17 protein-coding genes and 1 pseudogene are annotated in these 18118 nt (G+C 63.9%); 11 read left to right on the forward strand and 7 right to left on the reverse strand.

Going from position 1 to position 18118, the window contains the following annotated elements:
• The 6 genes from B3E94_RS13035 to B3E94_RS13060 form a co-directional block, all read left to right on the forward strand.
• Positions 1-1397, forward strand: a 1397-nt coding sequence (locus B3E94_RS13035) for an alginate O-acetyltransferase (protein ID WP_286913814.1), incomplete at its 5' end; no start/stop codon positions are given.
• 7 nt (positions 1398-1404) lie between these two features.
• Positions 1405-2508: a mannuronate-specific alginate lyase gene (locus tag B3E94_RS13040; RefSeq protein WP_176512298.1), complete on the forward strand. Its 1104-nt coding sequence runs from the start codon at positions 1405-1407 to the stop codon at positions 2506-2508.
• A 196-nt stretch (positions 2509-2704) separates the two neighbouring features.
• Positions 2705-4162, forward strand: a complete 1458-nt coding sequence (locus B3E94_RS13045) for an MBOAT family O-acyltransferase (protein WP_286913815.1) — start codon at positions 2705-2707, stop codon at positions 4160-4162.
• Between the two features lie 11 nt (positions 4163-4173).
• On the forward strand, positions 4174-5331 hold the full coding sequence (locus B3E94_RS13050; RefSeq protein ID WP_176512296.1) for an alginate O-acetyltransferase: 1158 nt from the start codon (positions 4174-4176) through the stop codon (positions 5329-5331).
• Positions 5332-5352: 21 nt separating this feature from the next.
• The gene (locus B3E94_RS13055; protein ID WP_286913816.1) at positions 5353-6000 is read left to right on the forward strand and encodes an alginate O-acetyltransferase AlgF; all 648 of its coding nucleotides are present in this window, start codon (positions 5353-5355) and stop codon (positions 5998-6000) included.
• A 37-nt stretch (positions 6001-6037) separates the two neighbouring features.
• Positions 6038-7492, forward strand: a complete 1455-nt coding sequence (locus B3E94_RS13060) for a mannose-1-phosphate guanylyltransferase/mannose-6-phosphate isomerase (RefSeq protein ID WP_286913832.1) — start codon at positions 6038-6040, stop codon at positions 7490-7492.
• Between the two features lie 65 nt (positions 7493-7557).
• Here the strand turns inward: B3E94_RS13060 and B3E94_RS13065 are convergent, their stop codons facing one another.
• Positions 7558-8343 carry a hypothetical protein gene (locus B3E94_RS13065; protein WP_286913818.1) on the reverse strand — a complete coding sequence of 262 codons (786 nt, stop codon included), beginning with the start codon at positions 8341-8343 and terminating at the stop codon, positions 7558-7560.
• A 224-nt stretch (positions 8344-8567) separates the two neighbouring features.
• On the opposite strand from B3E94_RS13065, the gene B3E94_RS13070 reads away from it, so the two are divergent.
• Both B3E94_RS13070 and B3E94_RS13075 read left to right on the forward strand, forming a co-directional pair.
• Entirely contained in the window at positions 8568-9032 is a 465-nt protein-coding gene (locus tag B3E94_RS13070; protein WP_286913819.1) for a multidrug transporter, read from the forward strand.
• Between the two features lie 148 nt (positions 9033-9180).
• Positions 9181-10005 carry an SDR family oxidoreductase gene (locus tag B3E94_RS13075; RefSeq protein ID WP_286913820.1) on the forward strand — a complete coding sequence of 275 codons (825 nt, stop codon included), beginning with the start codon at positions 9181-9183 and terminating at the stop codon, positions 10003-10005.
• Between the two features lie 122 nt (positions 10006-10127).
• On the opposite strand, the gene B3E94_RS13080 is transcribed toward B3E94_RS13075, so the two are convergent.
• The 5 genes from B3E94_RS13080 to B3E94_RS13100 form a co-directional block, all read right to left on the reverse strand.
• Positions 10128-10922, reverse strand: coding sequence for an SDR family NAD(P)-dependent oxidoreductase (locus B3E94_RS13080; RefSeq protein WP_286913821.1), 795 nt, complete (start codon positions 10920-10922; stop codon positions 10128-10130).
• Between the two features lie 156 nt (positions 10923-11078).
• The gene (locus B3E94_RS13085; protein WP_286913822.1) at positions 11079-12530 is read right to left on the reverse strand and encodes an efflux transporter outer membrane subunit; all 1452 of its coding nucleotides are present in this window, start codon (positions 12528-12530) and stop codon (positions 11079-11081) included.
• Positions 12527-13588 (reverse strand): HlyD family secretion protein, encoded by a 1062-nt coding sequence (locus tag B3E94_RS13090; RefSeq protein ID WP_286913823.1) that lies wholly within the window; start codon positions 13586-13588, stop codon positions 12527-12529. The genes B3E94_RS13085 and B3E94_RS13090 overlap by 4 nt, the downstream gene beginning before the upstream one ends.
• A 27-nt stretch (positions 13589-13615) precedes the next feature.
• Entirely contained in the window at positions 13616-15157 is a 1542-nt protein-coding gene (locus B3E94_RS13095) for an MFS transporter (RefSeq protein WP_286913825.1), read from the reverse strand.
• A gap of 147 nt (positions 15158-15304) precedes the next feature.
• The gene (locus B3E94_RS13100; RefSeq protein WP_286913827.1) at positions 15305-16213 is read right to left on the reverse strand and encodes a LysR family transcriptional regulator; all 909 of its coding nucleotides are present in this window, start codon (positions 16211-16213) and stop codon (positions 15305-15307) included.
• 268 nt (positions 16214-16481) lie between these two features.
• On the opposite strand from B3E94_RS13100, the gene B3E94_RS13105 reads away from it, so the two are divergent.
• The 3 genes from B3E94_RS13105 to B3E94_RS13115 all read left to right on the forward strand — a co-directional run bounded on the left by B3E94_RS13105 (position 16482) and on the right by B3E94_RS13115 (position 17827).
• Complete coding sequence (locus B3E94_RS13105; protein ID WP_286913829.1) at positions 16482-16928, forward strand: universal stress protein; 447 nt, start codon at positions 16482-16484, stop codon at positions 16926-16928.
• A 93-nt stretch (positions 16929-17021) separates the two neighbouring features.
• A complete protein-coding gene (locus B3E94_RS13110; RefSeq protein WP_152954881.1) occupies positions 17022-17348 on the forward strand; it encodes a type II toxin-antitoxin system PrlF family antitoxin in 327 nt (108 codons plus the stop codon).
• Positions 17345-17827 carry a type II toxin-antitoxin system YhaV family toxin gene (locus tag B3E94_RS13115; protein ID WP_286913831.1) on the forward strand — a complete coding sequence of 161 codons (483 nt, stop codon included), beginning with the start codon at positions 17345-17347 and terminating at the stop codon, positions 17825-17827. Before B3E94_RS13110 ends, B3E94_RS13115 begins: the two co-directional genes overlap by 4 nt.
• 6 nt (positions 17828-17833) lie before the next feature.
• Here B3E94_RS13115 and B3E94_RS13120 read toward each other — a convergent pair.
• A pseudogene (locus tag B3E94_RS13120) lies at positions 17834-18118 on the reverse strand (efflux transporter periplasmic adaptor subunit); the annotation flags it as partial.

The raw sequence follows: 18118 nt of genomic DNA on the forward strand, positions 1-18118 counted from the left end.
TGGCCATCAGCCAGGGCGTGCGTGCCGACGACGTGCAGGCCCCGGCCTTCACTGCCGAGCCTTGCTGCCAGCTGTGCCCCGAGGCGCATGACGCCAGCCGCTACACCACTCGTTACCAGCAGAACTTCACCACGCTGGTGCAGGCCCAGGGCGACTGGCTGTTCCGTACCCGCGAAGACCTGCGCACCGAGTTCAACACCACCCCGGCCGGCTACAAGCGCCTGCAGCAGGTGCATGACGCGTTCAAGAAGCGCGGCGTGGAACTGGTCGTGGTCTACCAGCCGACCCGCGGCCTGGTGAACCGCAACATGCTCAAGCCGGCCGAGAAAGCCGCCTTCGACTACCAGAAGGCCCTGGGCAACTACCAGGCCATGCTCAAACGCTTTGCCAGCATGGGCTACAACGTGCCCGACCTGTCGCCGCTGACCAACGAGCAACTGGCCGCCGCCGACCAGGGCAAGGACTTCTACTTCCGCGGCGACCAGCACTGGACGCCATACGGCGCCGAGCGCGCGGCCAAGATCGTGGCCGACACCGTGCATCAGATGCCAGCCTTCGAAGGCGTCCCGCGCAAGGAATTCGAAACCCAGAAGTCCGGGCGCATGGGCAAGACCGGCACCCTGCACAACGTCGCCGGCCAGCTCTGCGGCACCAGCTACGCGGTGCAGTACATGGACCAGTTCGCCACTGAACCGAAAGGCTCCAGCGGCGGTGGCGACGACCTCTTCGGTGACAGCGGCAACGCCCAGATCACCCTGGTCGGCACCAGCCACAGCGGCAAGAACTACAACTTCTCGGGCTTCCTCGAGCAGTACATCGGCGCCGACGTGCTCAACGTCGCCTTCCCCGGCGGCGGCCTGGAAGGCTCGATGATCCAGTACCTGGGCAGCGAGGAGTTCCAGAGCCACCCACCGAAGATCCTGATCTGGGAATTCTCGCCGCTGTACCGCCTGGACCAGGAAACCATCTGGCGGCAGATCCTCGGCCTGCTCGACGACGGCTGCGATGCGCGCCCGGCGCTGATGAGCGCCAGCACCACGCTCAAGCCCGGCAAGAACGAGCTGATGGTCAACGGCAAGGGCGGCGTGATCAAGGACTTGGTCAACCGCAACCTGCAGATGGACGTGAAGTTCGAGGACCCGTCGGTGAAGGTGCTGCAAGCGACCCTCTGGTACCTCAACGGCCGCCACGAGGACATCAAGCTGGAAAAACCGGAAACCTCCGACACCGACGGGCGCTTCGTCTTCCAGATGCGCGAGGACGAGGACTGGGCCAGCCAGAACCTGCTGGCCTTCGAGGTCCAGGGGCCGGAAACCGGCACCCAGAAGGTCGAGGCCAAACTCTGCAAACGCAACAACTTCGCCGTGCCTGCGCAAACCGCCCAGGCCGGCCAGTGAGGCGACCATGACTGCATTCAAGCGAACCTTCCGCCCTGCCCTGCTCGCCCTGGCGTTGTTCGGTAGCGCCGCGCACGCTGCGTTGGTGCCGCCCCAGGGTTACTACGAGGGCATCGAGAAGCTCAAGACCCGCGATGGCAACTTCCGCTGCGAGGCGGCGCCCAAGCCTTACACCGGCGCGCTGCAGTTTCGCAGCAAGTACGAAGGCTCGGACAAGGCCCGGGCGACCCTGAACGTCGAGTCGGAAGAGGCTTTCCGCGACTCCACCAAAGACATCACCACCCTCGAGCGTGGCGTGGCCAAGATGGTCAACCAGTACATGCGCGACGGCCGCCCGGCGCAGCTCGACTGCACCCTGACCTGGCTGGGTACCTGGGCCCGCGCCGATGCGCTGATGTCGACCAACTACAACCACACCGGCAAGTCCATGCGCAAATGGGCGCTGGGCAGCATGAGCGGTTCGTGGTTGCGCCTGAAGTTCTCCAACTCGCAGCCGCTGGCCGCGCACCAGGCCGAGGCCGAGCTGATCGAGAAGTGGTTCGGCCGCCTCGCCGAGCAGACCGTGCGCGACTGGAGCAACCTGCCGCTGGAGAAGATCAACAACCACAGCTACTGGGCGGCGTGGTCGGTAATGGCCACCGCCGTGGCCACCGACCGCCGCGACCTGTTCGACTGGGCGGTGAAGGAATACAAGGTCGGCGCCAACCAGATCGACGACCAGGGCTTCTTGCCCAACGAGGTCAAGCGCAAGCAGCGCGCCCTGGCCTACCACAACTATGCCCTGCCGCCGCTGGCGATGATCGCCAGCTTCGCCAAGGCCAACGGCGTGGACCTGCGCAGCGAAAACAACTTCGCCCTGCAGCGCCTGGGCGAAGGCGTGCTGGCCGGCGCCCGCGACCCGCGCCACTTCGCCGAACGTGCCGGCGAGAAACAGGACATGAAAGACCTCAAGGTCGACAGCAAGTACGCCTGGCTCGAGCCGTGGTGCGCGCTGTACCAGTGCGTCGGCGACACCCTGCAGCGCAAGCACGGCATGCAGCCGTTCGACAGCTTCAGGCTCGGCGGCAACCTGACCCGGGTCTACGACCCGAGCGCGGATTCCAAGAAGTAACACCCCGATGTGGGATTTATCCCTGTGGGAGCGGGCTTGTCCCGCGAAGCGGACACTGCGGTGTCTGGCAAGGGCTTCGCCCTTGTTCGCGGGGCAAGCCCGCTCCCACAGGGAAATGAGTTGCTCTTCAGTCTTGGACTGGGGGGTTTGGGGGGCGCTTTGCCCTGGATGCTGTGAACAACTTAGGAGAACCGGGATGGTCTTCTCGTCCAACGTGTTCCTGTTCCTGTTCTTGCCGATCTTCCTCGGCCTGTACTACCTGAGCGGGCAACGCTATCGCAACCTGCTGCTGCTGGTCGCCAGCTACATCTTCTACGCCTGGTGGCGGGTGGACTTCCTCGCCCTGTTCGCCGGGGTGACCCTGTGGAACTACTGGATCGGCCTGAAAGTCGGCGCCGCCGGCGTGCGCACCAAGCCGGCCCAGCGCTGGCTGCTGCTGGGCGTGGGCGTGGACCTGGCGATCCTCGGCTACTTCAAGTACGCCAACTTCGGCGTCGACAGCCTCAACGCGATCATCACCTCGTTTGGCCTGGAGCCGTTCATCCTCACCCACGTGCTGCTGCCGATCGGCATCTCGTTCTACATCTTCGAGTCGATCAGCTACATCATCGACGTGTACCGCGGCGACACCCCGGCCACCCGCAACCTGATCGACTTCGCCGCGTTCGTGGCGATCTTCCCGCACCTGATCGCCGGCCCCGTGCTGCGCTTCAAGGACCTGGTCGAGCAGTTCAACAACCGCACCCACACCCTGGACAAGTTCTCCGAAGGCTGCACCCGCTTCATGCAGGGCTTCATCAAGAAAGTGTTCATCGCCGACACCCTGGCGGTGGTCGCCGACCACTGCTTCGCCCTGCAGAACCCCACCACGGGTGATGCCTGGCTTGGCGCCCTGGCCTACACCGCACAGCTGTACTTCGACTTCTCCGGCTACAGCGACATGGCCATCGGCCTGGGCCTGATGATGGGCTTTCGCTTCATGGAGAACTTCAAGCAGCCGTACATCAGCCAGTCGATCACCGAGTTCTGGCGCCGCTGGCACATCAGCCTGTCGACCTGGCTGCGCGACTACCTCTACATCACCCTGGGCGGCAACCGCAAAGGCACCTTCAACACCTACCGCAACCTGTTCCTGACCATGCTGCTGGGCGGCCTGTGGCACGGTGCCAACTTCACCTACATCATCTGGGGCGCCTGGCACGGCATGTGGCTGGCGATCGAGCGGGCACTGGGCATCGACACCAATCCGCAGCGCTTCAACCCGATCAAGTGGGCGTTCACCTTCCTGCTGGTGGTGGTCGGCTGGGTGATCTTCCGCGCCGAGAACCTGCACGTGGCCGGGCGCATGTACGGCGCCATGTTCAGCTTCGGCGAATGGCAGCTGTCGGAGCTCAACCGCGCCCAGCTCACCGGGCTGCAGGTGGCGACCCTGGTGATCGCCTACCTGACCCTGGCCTTCTTCGGCCTGCGCGACTTCTACCGCAACGCCAGGCCGACGGCCAAGGCCACCCCGGTGCAGGTCAATGCCGACGGCTCGCTCGGCCTGGACTGGACCCGGGTCATGTCCCGCGCCCTGATCCTGATGCTGTTCGCCGCCTCGATCCTCAAGCTTTCGGCGCAGAGCTACTCGCCGTTCCTCTACTTCCAGTTCTGAGGTTGATGACCATGACCCGGACATTACGCATCACTTACTCCCTGTCGTTCATCGGCCTGCTGGTGGGCATGGGCGTGTGGTCCACCGGTGGCCTGCAAAGCTTCCAGCGCACCGAGCAGATGACCCTGCTCAACGGCAAGCTGGCCAAGGCCGCCGAGACCCACTACGACGACCAGTTCCCGATCAAGCGCCTGGGCACCAACCTCTGGGCCGCGCTGGACTTCAAGCTGTTCAACGAAGGCCGCCCCGGCGTGGTGCTGGGCCGTGACCAGTGGCTGTTCAGCGATGAAGAGTTCAAGCCCACCGCCGGTGCCCAGCAGCTGATGGAAGAAAACCTGGCGCTGATCCGTGGCGTGCGCGACACCCTGCAGCAGCACGGCAGCCAGCTGGTGCTGGCGATCGTGCCGGCCAAGGCGCGCATCTACTCGGAATACGTGGGCAAGGAGCAACCGGCCAGCCTGCACGACGACCTGTACAACCAGTTCCACGCCCAGGTGCGCCAGGCCAACGTGTTCGCCCCTGACCTGCAGGCTGCGATGGAGCAGGCCAAGGGGCGCGGCCAGGTGTTCCTGCGTACCGACACCCACTGGACGCCGATGGGCGCCGAAGTGGCCGCCCAGACCTTGGCCGAGGCGGTCAACCGCCAGAACCTGCTCAACGGCGACCCGCAGGCGTTCATCACCGAAGCCGGCAGCAGCGCGCCGTACAAGGGCGACCTGACCAACTTCCTGCCGCTCGACCCACTGTTCAGCAACCTGCTGCCCAGCCCGGACAACCTGCAGCAACGCACCACCCGCCCGGCCGAGGCGCAAGCCGATGCCGGCGACGCGCTGTTCGCCGACAGCCAGATCCCGGTGGCGCTGGTGGGCACCAGCTACAGCGCCAACCCGCACTGGAACTTCCTCGGCGCGCTGCAGCAGGCCCTGCACAGCGACGTCGCCAACTACGCCGAAGACGGCCACGGCCCGCTGCTGCCGATGCTCAAGTACCTGCAAAGCGATGCCTTCAAGAACGCCGCGCCACAAGTGGTGGTGTGGGAATTCCCCGAACGTTATCTGCCAATGAAGAACGACCTCAGCAGCTTCGACCCGCAGTGGATCGCGCAGCTGAAGAACTCCCGTAAATCCGAAGAAAACCTGGCCCTGTCGTCCACCCGGACGAACCACTGATAGATAGAGAGGAACACGCACATGACTACCAAGACTTCCATTGCCAAAGCCCTCACCCTCGCGGCCGGCCTGTCCCTTGCTTCCCTGCAGGCCTTCGCCGGCGCCGACGCCGCGCTGTACGGCCCGACCGCCCCGAAAGGCTCGACCTTCGTGCGCCTGTACAACGCCGCCAGCGCCCCGGCCGCCGCCAGCGTCGGCAACACCCAGATCAAGCAGGTCGGCGCCCAGGCCAGCAGCGACTTCAGCTTCCTGCCAGGCGGTGACTACACAGCCCAAGTCGGCGGCAAGAGCGTCCCGGTCAAGCTGGCCGCCGACAAGTACTACACCCTGGTCAACAACAACGGTGGCAACCCGCAACTGATCGAAGAGCCGCCGTTCAAGAACAAGCAGAAAGCGCTGGTGCGCGTGCAGAACCTCAGCGACCAGGCCCTGACCCTGAAAACCGCCGACGGCAAGACCGACGTGGTGCAGTCGGTGGCCGCCAAGGGCCGTGGCGAGCGCGAGATCAACCCGGTCAAGGTCAACCTGGCCCTGTTCGAAGGCAACAAGAAAGTCAGCGACCTCAAACCGGTCGCCCTGGAGCGCGGCGAAGCCGCCGTGCTGTACGTCACTGGCTCCGGCAGCAAGCTGTCGCCGGTCTGGGTCACTCGCCCAGTGTCCACCAACTGATCCCCTGCCTCGTTAACGACCTTATTGGAGAAACATGATGATCCCGGTAATTCTTTCTGGTGGTAGCGGTTCGCGTCTGTGGCCCCTGTCGCGCAAGCAGTTCCCCAAGCAGTTCCTGGCCCTGACCGGTGAGCACACGCTGTTCCAGCAGACCCTCGAGCGCCTGGTGTTCGAAGGCATGGACTCACCGATCGTGGTGTGCAACAAGGACCACAAGTTCATCGTCCAGGAGCAGCTGGCCAGCCTGAGGCTCGAAACCCAGGCCATCCTGATGGAGCCGTTCGGCCGCAACACGGCGCCCGCGGTGGCGATGACCGCGATGAAGCTGGTCAACGAAGGCCGTGACGACCTGATGCTGGTGCTCCCGGCCGACCACGTGATTGATGACCAGAAAGCCCTGCAGCGCGCCCTGGCCTTGGCCACCGTGGCCGCCGAGCGTGGCGAGATGGTGCTGTTCGGCGTGCCGGCGACCAAACCGGAAACCGGCTACGGCTACATCCGCTCCAGCCAGGACGCCCTGCTGCCAGAAGGCGTGGCCCGCGTTGCGCAGTTCGTCGAGAAGCCCGACGAAAAACGCGCCGCCGAATTCGTCAAGGCCGGTGGCTACTTCTGGAACAGCGGCATGTTCCTGTTCCGCGCCAGCCGCTTCCTCGAAGAGCTGAAAAAGCACGACGCCGACATCTACGACACCTGCGTGCTGGCCCTGGAGCGCAGCGAAGAAGACGGCGATGTGCTGAGCATCGACGAAGCCACCTTCGCCTGCTGCCCGGACAACTCCATCGACTACGCGGTGATGGAAAAGACCCAGCGCGCCTGCGTGGTGCCGATGTCGGCCGGCTGGAGCGACGTGGGCTGCTGGTCGTCGCTGTGGGAAGTGCACGACAAGGACGCCGACGGCAACGTCACCAAGGGCGATGTGGTGGTGCAGGACAGCCGCAACTGCATGATCCACGGCAACGGCAAGCTGGTGTCGGTGATCGGCCTGGAGAACATCGTCGTGGTCGAGACCAAGGACGCGATGATGATTGCCCACAAGGACAAGGTCCAGGGCGTCAAGCAGATGGTCAAGACCCTCGACGAGCAGGGCCGCAGCGAAACCCAGAACCACCTGGAAGTGTATCGCCCGTGGGGCTCGTACGACTCGGTGGACATGGGCGGCCGCTATCAGGTCAAGCACATTACCGTCAAACCAGGTGCCTGCCTGTCGCTACAGATGCACCACCACCGTGCCGAGCACTGGATCGTGGTGTCGGGCACCGCCGAGGTGACCTGTGACGAGAACGTGTTCCTGCTCACCGAGAACCAGTCGACCTACATCCCGATCGCCTCGGTCCACCGCCTGCGCAACCCGGGCAAGATCCAGTTGGAGATCATCGAAGTGCAGTCCGGCAGCTACCTGGGCGAGGACGACATCGAGCGCTTCGAGGATGTGTATGGGCGTACCTCGACGCCGATTGAGCGCGGCGTTTCGGTGAAGACCATCGCGCAGTAAAGAAACTGCTTCAAGCAAAAGCCCCGCTACCTTCTCAGGTGCGGGGCTTTTCATTGCAACCCGTATTACTTGGGACGCCAGTCGATTTCGAGATGACCGTCACTTACCTTGTAATCAGTCCCGTTACCCGTGAACGAGTAACTGAAGTCGAAGGACAGCCGGACATTTTCTTCAAATTCAAAGTTGGTGATGGTCTTTTCCCTGGAGGCATACAGGCCTTGATTGACGACCGCGAATACGTTCCCTTCCCCATTACTATTGATATAGAAGTAGGTGCCTAGCCCTGACAGCCCTCCCGCCAGGCCACTTTGCTGGGTAACCAGAATACTGTGCCGCCCTGCATCGTTGGTTCGCGCAAAGATCGTATCAGCGTCAAAACCGGCGTTACCCGAAAGCACTGGGCTGATCTTGGCCGATGCGGCGAATGCCGGAACGATGCCCTTTGGCTTGGCGTGAGGGCGGATGATGAAAGTACCTTGAGTTACCTCGAACGCTTGCCCATCTTCTCCCACCCCCTCGAACGTGAACTTCGCCGAGATAACGCCGGGTGCTGGTTCTTCTTTGATTACCAGCGTCCCGGTGTTTGCCTGCCCTTTGCCCTGGACGCCAAGAAACGCCCATACACTGCCCTGGCCTTGAGGCTTGATCGGGTGGCTGCCAACACCCATTGCATCAGGAAACCCGATATAGATAAAAGGTTCGTCGTTCAACGCCTTGTCATCGATCGCGATGATGCCAAACTCGGGTTGATAACCAATGGAACTGGCATTGAATTCTGCGCCCGACGTCAACTTCGCCTGCATGTTTCCGGAAAAGGCCTGCTGTGCAGTATTCGTGTGTTTCAACATCATTTTTCATATCTCCTGCGCTGATTGAAGCATTGTCAAACTGCGCCATGAGTCAGCAGTTGACCGCTGCAAGTCAGGCTATGACTGGAGCAGAAACTCCGATACTCGCAGAAGTACCAGCCAGGTAGCATGCACAGGCCTGAAGGAACCCAGGCCTTTACTGTCCTTCAAGCGGGGTCCATTTAACGCTACGATGGCTGAACCTGAGTACCTGAGGTCACCGACTCATGTTGATCGGCGCTGCTCTGATCCTTACCTGGCTGGTGTTGCTGCTGCGCTATCCCGCCAAGGCCCTGCCCATCTCCATAGCCGCCGTCTGTGGCCTGGGCCTGGTGGCCCTGATGGTGTTCTGGCAAGACAGCCGCGAAGCCTCGCAACTGGCACGCCTGGACCTGCGCCTGACCTACGCCCCGCAACACTGTCCCGCCGACCGCGCCCTGCAAGTGCGCATGAAGAACGGCAACCAGGTGCCACTGACCGAACTGCGCTGGCGCGTTGCAGCGTATGCGCCGGGCGATACCGTGAACCTGGCGGAAAACACCTATAACGCACCGCGCTACCGTGGGCCGGGTGAGCTGCAGCCGGGCGCCGAATGGAAAGACTGCCTGCCGTTGCCACCGCTGCGCTCGGGTTATCGCCCACAGACGCTGGAGTTCCGTGCAGAGCATCTGCAAGGTACATTTGCCAACTGATCTGTCGCCTGTGCAGCCCTTTCGCGGGTAAACCCGCTCCCACAGGTACGGCGCTGCCCTCAGCATGGCGCTATCCCTGTGGGAGCGGGTTTACCCGCGAAAAGGCCGGCACAGATCCATACAAATCCATCCGCTAACAGGCCTCACAATGCCCACCGTCCTGATCACCGGTTGTTCCAGCGGCATCGGCCGCGCCCTGGCCGACGCCTTCCGCGATGCCGGCCATGAAGTCTGGGCCACGGCCCGCAAGCCCGACGATGTCGAGCAACTGTCCGCCGCTGGCTTCACTGCACGGCAACTGGACGTCAACGATGGCGAAGCGCTCAAGCGCGTGGCCGATGAGCTGGAAGCGCAACACGGGCGCCTCGACATGCTGGTCAACAACGCCGGCTACGGCGCCATGGGCCCGCTGCTCGACGGCGGCGTCGATGCCCTGCGCCAGCAGTTCGAGACCAACGTCTTCGCCGTGGTCGGCGTCACCCGCGCACTGTTCCCGCTGCTGCGTCGCGCACGCGGGTTGGTGGTGAATATCGGCAGTGTCTCGGGCGTGCTGGTCACGCCATTCGCCGGCGCGTACTGCGCGTCCAAGGCCGCGGTGCATGCCTTGAGCGATGCCCTGCGCCTGGAGCTTGCGCCATTCGGCATTCAGGTGATGGAAGTGCAGCCCGGGGCAATTGCCTCGCAATTCGCCAGCAATGCGCAGCGCCAGGCTGAACAGGTACTGGCGGCGGACTCGGCGTGGTGGCCGCTGCGCGAACATGTGCAGGCGCGGGCGCGGGCTTCGCAGGACAAGCCGACGTCAGCAGCTGAATTTGCTCAAGGCGTGTTGGCGGCAGTTGGCAAATCGCCAGTGCCGGCGGTGGTGCGGTTGGGCAATGGCAGCACGGCGTTGCCGTTGATGGCCCGCCTGCTGCCGCGGCGGTTGCTGGACTGGGCGTTGCGCAAGCACTTCGGGTTGCTGCGCCCGCTCTGACATCGGTGTCGGCCTCTTCGCGGGTAAACCCGCTCCCACAGCAATAGCGCCAGGCCTGAGGGCAGCGCCCTACCTGTGGGAGCGGGTTCACCCGCGAAAAGGCCGGTACAGGCGACTACCGATCAGGCGATAGAACGCAGCACCCCACCATCCACCCGCAAAGCCGCCCCAGTGGTGGCGCTGGCCTGCATGGAAGCCAGATAAACCACCATGTTGGCCACTTCCTCCACCGTCGCCAGCCGTTTGATCAGCGAAGTCGGCCGGTGCTCGGCAATGAAATTGGCCTCCAGTTCATCGGTGGAAACACCCTGCTCCTGCGCCAGCTTGGCGAAGAAGTCGCCCACGCCTTCCGAGCGGGTCGGCCCCGGCAGCACTGCGTTCACCGTGACCCCGGTACCGGCCAAGGTCTCGGCCAGGCCACGGGAAACGGCCAGCAGCGCCGTCTTGGTCATACCGTAATGAATCATCTCGGTCGGGATCTGCAACGCCGACTCGCTGGACAGGAAGATCACCCGCCCCCACTTGCGCTCTGCCATGCCCTGGGCGTAGTGACGCGACAGGCGCACGGCGCTGAGCACGTTGATGTCGAAGAAACGCTGCCAGTCGTCATCGTCGATCTCGAAGAACGGCTTGGGCTCGAAGATACCGAGGTTGTTGACCAGGATATCGGTGTGCGGCACCTGCTCGAAAAGCTGCTGCGCGCCCTCATTCGTGCCCAGGTCGGCGGCGATGCCGATGATGCGCGCTTGCGGCAATCGCTCGCGTACAGCCTTGAGGGCGTCGTCGACACGGGCCTGGGTGCGGCCGTTGAGTACCACTTCGGCGCCCGCCTCGGCCAGGCCGATGGCGATGGCCAGGCCGATGCCCGCGGTGGAGCCGCTGACGATGGCGCGCTTGCCGTTCAAGGAAATGTGCATCTTTGCCTCCTCGTCTGTCTGGGAAATCGCCGGGGCTGCTTTGCAGCCCTTTTCGACCGGTCCGGCGCCCCGGTAAGGCCGCTCCTACAAGGCAACGCGATCACCTGTAGGAGCGGCCTCGTGTCGCGAAAAGGGCCGCAAAGCGGCCCCACGCTCTTACGCTTTCTTCGCTGGCTGCTCGTCAAATGCCTGCCAGCCACCGCCCAAGGCCTTGTACAGCCCGACCAGCGCCTGCGACACCGCCGCCGAACTGTCGATCCACTGCTCTTCGCTGGCCAGCAAGGCACCCTGCACGGTCAGCACGTTGAGAAAGTCCACCGCCCCTTCCACATACTGGCGCTGGGCAGTCTCCAGAGCGATGCGGTTCTGTCGCACCGCTTCGGCCAGGTGGTCGCGACGCAACTGGTTGGCGTTGTACAGGCGTAGCACATCGTCGATTTCGTGCCAGGCACCGAGCACCACCTTGCGATAGTTCAGCGCCGCTTCCTGCTGCTGCGCCTCGCGCAGTTCCAGGGTGCCCTTGAGCCGGCCACCCTCGAAGATCGGCAGCGACAACTGCGGGCCGAAAGCGAAGCGACGCGAATCCCAGCCGCCGAAATCGGCCAGCTGCATGGCCTGGAAGCCGACGCTGCCAGACAGACGGATGCTTGGATAGAAGTCGGCCTTGGCCACACCAATGCTCGCGGTGGCTGCATGCAGGCGCGCCTCGGCCTGGCGGATGTCCGGGCGCCGCTCGGCCAGTTCGGAGGGCAGGCCGATGGCGAACGTCTGCTGCGGCGCGGGCAGCTCGCCGCCTTGCAACAACTCAGCCTGCAGGCTACGCGGCGGCTCGGCGGCGAGCAGGCTGAGGGCATTGATCAGGTCATCGCGCCTGGCCTCAAGGCTCGGCAGGCGCGCTTCGATGGAGGCGACCTGGGCACTGGCCTGGGCCACGTCCAGACGCGTGGCGACACCTTCGGCCTGACGATTCTGGGAGAGCTTGAGGCTATGCTCGGCGACCTTGAGGTTGTCGCGGGTCACGTCCAGGGTGTGTTGCACGGCACGCAGCTGGATGTAGTTGCCAGCGGTTTCCGAAAGCAGTGCCAGCAATACGCCGCGGCGGTCGTTCTCGGCCACTTCCACGGTGGCATCGGCTGCTTCCACCTGGCGCCGTACCCGCCCCCAGAGGTCCAGTTCCCAGCCGGCGACCAGGTCGCCCTGCCAGAGGTTGAAGGCCGATTTACCGGCATTGCCAGATGGATCGCTCAGGCCTTCGGCGCTGTTGCGGGCGCGGCTGTAACCGACATTGGCATCGACCGACGGTGTTTCATCAGCTGCCACCGTGCTACGTAGGGCGCGGCTTTGCAGCAAGCGTGCACCGGCCATCTGCAAGTCGAGGTTGTTGTCGGCCACGCGCTGGATCAACGCACTCAGGCGCGCATCGTGGAAGGTTTCCCACCAGCGCAGCTCCAGCGGCTCGGCCTGTGGCTGGCTCGCAGCGGCTTCACCTTGCAGCGCTGCCCATTGCTGCGGCGCCTGGCTGCCCGGGCGCTGGAAGTCCGGCCCGAGGGTGCAGCCGGCGAGCAACACGGCCAGCAGCAGCGGACTCAAGCGTACGGCAGGTTTCATCGTACGCTTACCTCTTTGCCGGCCAGCTTGTCGCCCTGGGTGTCGATGGTCGCTTCTACCGACATGCCCACACGCAGGCGTTCGAGCAGTGGCTGGCCATCATCGAAGACGATCTTCACCGGAATGCGTTGCACCACCTTGGTGAAGTTGCCGGTGGCGTTGTCCGGCTTCACCGCAGCAAAGGTCACGCCGGTGGCCGGGGCGATGCTCTCGACATGGCCCTTGAGGGTTTCACCAGAGAAGGTATCGACACTGATGCTCACCGGCTGGCCTGGCTGCACATGGGTCAGCTGAGTCTCCTGGAAGTTGCCGACCACGTAGGCATGCTGCAGCGGCACCACCGACAGCAGTCGAGCGCCCGGGTTGACGAAGGCACCGACGCGCAATGCCCGCTCACCGACCATGCCGTCGACCGGCGCGGTGATGCGGGTGTAGGACAGGTCCAGCTGGGCTTTCTCCAAGCCGGCTTCGGCACGCTTCAACTGGCCATCGGCACTGGCCACCTGGGCCGTGAGGATGTCCACCTGCTTGCGTGTTGCCACCAGCGCCGCCTGGGTGTTGGCCAGCCGTGCGCGGGCCTGGTCGACCCGGCTGCGCGCCTGCTGGGCGTTCTGCACGGTGCCGGCGCCCTGCTCGGCCAGGCGGCTGTAGCGGTTGACCTCGTGGTCGGCGAACGCTGCTTCAGCCTGGGCCGCCGTCACCGCCGCCTGGGCCTGGGCAATCAGTGCGGCCTGGCGCTCGAGCGTGGCGCGGGCATCGGCGCTCTGCGCCTTGGCCACCAGCAGCTGCGCCTGGGCGGCATCCAGCGCGGCCTGGTAGTCGCGGGCATCGATGGTCGCCAGCAACTGGCCGGCCTGCACCTGCTGGTTGTCTTCGACCAGCACTTCCTTGATGAAGCCCGCGACCTTGGGCGCAACCACGGTGTAGTCGGCAATCACATAGGCATCGTTGGTGCTCTGCCGGTGGTCGCTGCCGAACAACCAGGGGCCGACGATACCGGCCAGCACGGCGACGGCGAGCACCGAGCCGATGAGAAGGGTTTTGCGGTTGTTGGTCATGTTCAATGTCTCGAATTCATCCAGGGTTCAGGCCACCGCGCGCGGCGGATAGACCCGGGTAGGCACGAAAGGAATCAGGCAGATCAACGCCACGGCGATGCAGGCCATGACCAGGTACAGGTCGGCCGAGGTCAGCACCAGTGCCTGGTCGTGCATGCGCTTGGCGAGGCCCACGGCGTTGCCGTCGATCAGCGGGGCGTTGCCCAGGCTGTCCACCAGATGGTTGGAATGGAAATGCCGGCGCAGGGTGCCCAAGGCGTCCAGCAGGCCTCCGGCAATCACCGCGGCCAGGCCTTTGACGGTGTTGAACCAGCTGGAGGCGAACGGGCCTTCCTGCGGGGTCATGCCGTTGGTGGAGAGCATCAGCAGCGGCAGCACGGCCATTGGCTGGCCAAAAACCTGGAGCAGGTAGAACGGGTAGAAATCACCGCGGATCCACTCGCTGGTCAGCAGGCTGCTGCCCACGCACGACACCGCCAGCATGGCCAGGCCGATGGCCAGCACCCAGCGGCAGTCCACCGCACGGATGTTGCACAGCGCTGCGGTCAGCGGCAGGGCGATCAGCTGCGGCATGGCCACCAGCATCATCAGCGGGCTGGTCTGCGCCGGGCGGTAGCCTTGGATCTGCGCCAGGTACGCCGACGGAATGCTGCTCACACCGGACAATACGATCAGCACACCGGCCAAGGTCACCAGGGCGAAACTGAGGTTGCGCCGTTGCAGCATGCGCAGCTGGAAGAACGGCAGCGGTTCGGACCATTCGTTGTACATGAACAGCACCAGCAACAGCACGCCACCGCCCAGCAACCAGCAGATCAGCGGCGAATCGAACCAGCCCCAGCGGTCTCCCAGCGACAGGCCGAGGACGATGCAGCTGATGGCCGGCAGGCCGAGCAACACGCCACGCCAGTCGAACTGCTTGAAGCGCTCCAGGCGCAGCGGGTCCTGCGGCAGGCCCCAACCGACACAGAACATGGCCAGCGCGCAGGGCAGGATGATTTGCCAGAACGCCCACTGCCAACCGACGTACTCGGTCCACAGGCCAGCCAGCGGTGTGCCGAGGTTGGGCCCGAAGGTGGCGGTCAGTGCATAGCAGGCCAGGCCGTAGACCTTGATACCAGGAGGCAGGAAGCGCAACGCCACACTCATCAGCATCGGCGGCAATGCACCCGAGGCAAAGCCCTGGAGCACGCGCAACAGCATCAGGCTTTGCAGGTTGGGGGCGAACGGTTGCAGCAAACCCAGCACGGCGAACAGGCCGACCGCACTCATGGTGAAGCGGCGCAGGGAGAAGGTGGTGGCCAGCCAAGGGGCAAAGGCCATGGCCGAGACGGAAGCTGCGCTATACACCGCCAGCAGCCATGCCCCTTCGTCGGCACCGATACCCATGGCGCCGCGGATGTCGGCGAGGGAAATCTTGGTCACCGACTCGTTGAGGCCGGCACACAGCACTGCCAGCAACACGCCGAACAGCCCGACCACCACCCGCAGGCCGAACACCGTCTGCGCAGGGGCGGCCGGCGCGGGGGCGGCGGCAATCGCGGCAGAAGGGGCGGACAGGGAACTCATGGGCAGACATCTCCAGCAACAAATTTGCGACTGGAGCAAGTCTAAGAAGGTCGAATGCTGACGAAAACTGACTTCTCGGCAGTTTTATATTGCGCCTGACGCAATCGGCCTCGATAGCGAGTTACTCGCGAAGCAAGCGACTCGGTATCAAGGATCGACGCTGCAGCAAGCCTTCAAGGTCTGCCGCAACCAGCGGTGGGCGGGGTCGTTATGGAAGCGCGGGTGCCAGGCCTGCAGTACTGTCACCCGCTCCAGCGGCACCGGGATTTCGAACGAGCGTAACGGCAGGCCGAGCTTGTGCACGCTGTTGAGGATGTTCGCCGGCATCGGCAGGATCAGGTCGGAATCGGGCAGCGAGAACAATGCCGAGTGAAAACTCGGGGGAATCAGCGCCACCCGCCGCTGCACCTTGAAATTGGCCAGCTCGACATCGATCGGCCCGTTGGCCCGGCCACGGCGGGACACGCTGATCTGTGGATAACTGGCAAAGCTGTCCGGTGTGATGGGTTGGTCGAAGATCGGATGATCGCGCCGCGCCAGCCCTACATAGTAAGTCTGGAACAGGCTCTGCACCTTGATCTCCGGGCCCAGGTCGACGGTCGAGCTGATGATCAGGTCGGTACGCCCATCGCGCAGCACGCTGTCGTCATCACCGCCGGGGCTTTCCGGCACAAAACGCAGCACCGTGCGTGGTGCCTGCTCATGCATGCGCCGCAACAGCTGGGCACCATACAAGGCGATGAACAGGTCATTGGTGCGAATGTTGAAAGCGCGATCGAGCCTGGACAAGTCGACTTCATCGGCGCTGCGGAACACTTCACCGGCCTGCTCCACCAGCGCCGCCACCTGTTCGCGCAGGGCCAGCGCCCGTGGCGTCGGTACCAGGCCACGGCCGGCACGCACCAGGATCGGATCGCCCAGGGCATCACGGATACGCCCCAAGGTGCGGCTCATCGCCGCCGGGCTCAGGTTCATGCGCTGCGCGGCGCCGACCACACTGCCTTCATCGAGCAGGGCATCGAGGGCGACGAGCAGGTTCATGTCCGGGAGTTGCATGGCCGTTTTCCGTTACAGCTGTGGGGAAAGGCGATGGTAGCAGGTTGGCCGATTGCACCAGACGCAATGCGCTCGTGCGTGGAGGGGCATTTATTCAAAGGGTGGGTTGAGCGAAGAATACGATACGGCAGGTCCGGCCTCTTCGCGGGTAAACCCGCTCCCACCGGGAATGTGCAAGCCTCGGGAATTGTGAGATTCCTGTGGGAGCGGGTTTACCCGCGAAGAGGCCGGACCTGCTGAAACATCTGCCAGCTCAAAAGGAACCCGCATGCCCAGCCCCGTCCTGATCGCCATCGACGCCTCCCCCGCTGCCACTGCCCTGCTCACTCTCGCCCGCCGCTACTGCCGCCCGGGCGAACACGAACTGCACGTGCTGCTGGCCATCGACTCCACCTTCGCTGTGCACGACAAGCCTGCGCCCTACACCGCTGAAGAACTGGAGGAATACCCCGCCGCCTGTGAGGAGCAACGCCTGGGCGACCGCGCCGTGGCCGAGGCCGTACAACAGTTGCAGCAGGCCGGTTTCAGCAGCCAGGGTTGCATGGTCGCCGGGCAGCCGGTCGAGGCGATCGTCAGCAAGGCACAGGCACTGAACTGCGAGCTGATCATCATGGGCCACCGCCACCTGTCGCGGTTGGGGCGGTTGCTGGACCCGTCGATCAGCGCCAAGGTCATTGATCGGGTCGCGGTGCCAGTGTTGGTGGGGGTGGCTTGAACCGCTGATCAGTCGGGTAATGCGATTGCATTGACCTGGCAATGCAATCGCATTACCTTGATGAGCGTCGTTGTCACCCTAGGGACATTGCCCATGGCTACCACCTTTGAAGTCGAGTCCACGCTGACCGATCGCTACCAGACCACGGTTCCTGAAACAGTCCGTCGAGCCTTGGGTCTGAAAAAGCGTGACAAGATCCATTACTCGATTCGCCCTGACGGTGGGGTGATACTCACCCGCGCAGAGGCAACCGAGGACGATCCCGTGCTAGGCCAGTTCCTGAATTTTCTGGCTCACGACATCGCAACCAATCCTCAACGGCTGCAGGTTGTCGATGCCGGCCTCATCGCACGCCTCGACAAGCTCGTGGGCGATGCAGAGGTCGACCTGGATCAACCTCTGTCGGCGGAAGATGAATGAGTGATGCGAACAGCAAGCCTCTTGTGATTCATGGATGGACTGTCTTTGCCCACCCGCTGTTCCTGGCCAAACTGGAGGCGCTCAGCGCGCAAGTTGAAGCGCAGATGCAGAAGGACCCAGCGGGTTACACGAAGAAGAATGCTTATAAACGGCTGGTGGCAATCAGGCGTTTGGCATTCGATCTGATCCCCCAGGACCCGACCAAGGTGGAGTACCGGCAGGGCGCAACGTTGGGTGGGGACCACAAGCACTGGTTCAGAGCGAAGTTTTTCCAGCAATACCGACTGTTCTTTCGCTACCACACCCCCAGCCGAATCATCGTGCTGGCTTGGGTCAATGAGGAATCGAGCAAACGGGCTTACGACAGCAGCGACGATGCCTACAAGGTTTTTCAGAAGATGCTGCTGACCGGCCGCCCTCCAGACGATTGGGATCAATTGCTGCGAGAGTCCGGGCCCGCACAGGTCAGGCCCAAGTAGCAGCATTCACTTCTCGCCGGGCTTTACCACCACGGTACAGGTCGTCCCCGCCGCCAGCAGAAACCCGTCCGGCACCTCATCGATATGAATCCGCACCGGCACCCGCTGTGCCAGGCGCACCCAGTTGAACGTCGGGTTCACATCGGCGATCAGCTCGCGGCTCTGGGGATTGTCGCGGTCGTAGATGCCACGGGCGATGCTCTCGACATGGCCTTGCAACTGCTCGCCGCTCATCATCTGCAGGTCGGCCGGGTCACCGACCCGGACGTGGGGCAGCTTGGTTTCCTCGAA

Origin of the sequence: Pseudomonas sp. UBA6315 (assembly GCF_002438125.1) — a bacterium.
GTDB lineage: Bacteria > Pseudomonadota > Gammaproteobacteria > Pseudomonadales > Pseudomonadaceae > Aquipseudomonas > Aquipseudomonas faucium.